The sequence below is a fragment of the Brevundimonas sp. SL161 genome (assembly GCF_049896985.1).
Lineage (GTDB): Bacteria > Pseudomonadota > Alphaproteobacteria > Caulobacterales > Caulobacteraceae > Brevundimonas.
This window is the reverse complement of record NZ_JAFCVJ010000073.1, coordinates 1-1,633: the sequence shown is the minus strand read 5'-3', so window position 1 is coordinate 1,633 and position 1,633 is coordinate 1. Positions and strand designations below refer to the sequence as shown.

The 1,633-nt window shown below is 63.6% G+C and carries 2 protein-coding genes; both read left to right on the top strand.

Annotated features, from left to right (window positions below; all coding sequences use genetic code 11):
• Nucleotides 1-406: sigma-70 family RNA polymerase sigma factor (locus ACP7AU_RS17655; protein WP_426052270.1), on the top strand; the 406-nt coding region annotated here is incomplete at its 5' end.
• A 131-nt stretch (nt 407-537) separates the two neighbouring features.
• Nucleotides 538-1,623, top strand: coding sequence for an alpha/beta hydrolase (locus ACP7AU_RS17650; RefSeq protein WP_426052269.1), 1,086 nt, complete (start codon nt 538-540; stop codon nt 1,621-1,623).
• Nucleotides 1,624-1,633: the final 10 nt, after the last annotated feature.

Below are 1,633 nucleotides of genomic sequence, written 5' to 3'. Positions count from 1 at the left end.
GAGCGAGGTCTACGCCACGGTCTGGAAACGCGCTTCTCAGTTTGATCCAGAGCGGGGAAGTTCCATTGCATGGCTATCGGCTATCGCGCGGAACCGTTCTCTAGACTGGAGGCGTTCGCAGCGCCCGATGACCAACGACGAACTTGACCAGATTGAAGATGATGCGCCCAGTGCGCTCGATGCCGTGATCAAGCAACAGCAGTGGCAGCGGGTCTTGAAAGAGCTCGCCCAACTGAGTGCCCGCGAGCGTGAACATCTTCACGCGGCTTTTGTAGACGGCAAATCCTATGATGCTCTTGCCAAGAGAGACGGCATTCCGCTGGGCACTATGAAGTCCTGGATGCGTCGTGCGCTCATGAAGGTTCGGTCCGCAGTCGAAGAACAGGCGCTCGGCTACAGAGCCTGACGGACAGTGCGGCACCCAGTGGCTTGTTCGGCAGAAGATCGCCGCCCCCTTCTTCGACCTCTACCGTTTGGAACATCGCCGGCCGACCCGGGTTCTTTCAGCGAACGGCCTTTAAGCCACAAGGAACTCTCATGAAAATCGCTCGTATGGCTGCTCTGGCCGCCTCCGTGGGTCTGGCCGCGACACTGGCCGCTTGCGGGTCGATGGGCGGCATGTTGATGGGCGATAGCGAAGCTCAAGCTATGGCTGGAATGAGTGGCGCGCCCGACGCTGACATGCAGCGAGTGCTCGACGCTCTGGCCGCGCTCGGAGCACGGCCGATCGAGTCCCTGAGCGTCGCACAGGCTCGCACACAGCCGTCGCCAGATCAGGCGGTGATGCGGGTCAAGAACGACATGGGCATGTCCACGGCCGCCGATGCAAGCGTGACCACGCAGAACCTGATGTATCCCGCCGGAGCCGGCCAGCAGCCGGCTCGCATCTACAAGCCCGCGAACGCCACGGGCACGGACCTCCCGGTCGTGGTCTACTACCACGGCGGCGGCTGGGTCATCGCCGACCTCGACGTGTATGACGCCACGCCGCGCGCCATGGCCAAGGCCCTCAACGCGATCGTGGTCTCGGTTGAGTATCGCAAAGGCCCCGAAAACAAGTTCCCCGCCGCTCACGACGACGCCAATGCCGCGTGGCGATGGGTGGTTCAGAACGCCGCCTCCTGGGGTGGAAATCCCGATAACATCGCGGTCGCCGGTGAAAGCGCTGGGGGCAATCTGGCCCTGAATGTCGCGATCTCTGCGCGAGACGCAGGCTGGACTCAGCCAGAGGCGATCCTGGCAGTCTATCCCATCGCCAACGCCGATCCGATGCTGGCTTCGAAAATGGCGAACACCGAAAGCCTGCCGCTGCGCACCGCCACCCTGACGTGGTTCGGCCAATATGCCTTGCGCGGTCCGGCCGATCAGCAGGATCCCCGCTTCAACCTCGTCGCCGCCAATCTGCGTGGCCTCGCTCCCGTCACCATCGTCAATGCCGACATCGACCCCCTGCGGGACGACGGCGCGACGCTCGAGACCGCGCTGCGCTCGGCTGGGGTTCGGGTTGAACGCCGGATCTGGGAAGGCTCTGTGCACGAGTTCTTCTCGATGGCCGACATCGTGCGTGACGCCAGAGAGGCTCAGGACTGGTCGTTCGGACGCCTCCGGATGGCCCTTCGCTGAGAGCCTGGCG

Excerpts from the sequence above, each read along its gene's own strand:
- ACP7AU_RS17650 (WP_426052269.1), top strand. The coding sequence starts at position 538 with ATGAAAATCGCTCGTATGGCTGCTCTGGCCGCCTCCGTGGGTCTGGCC.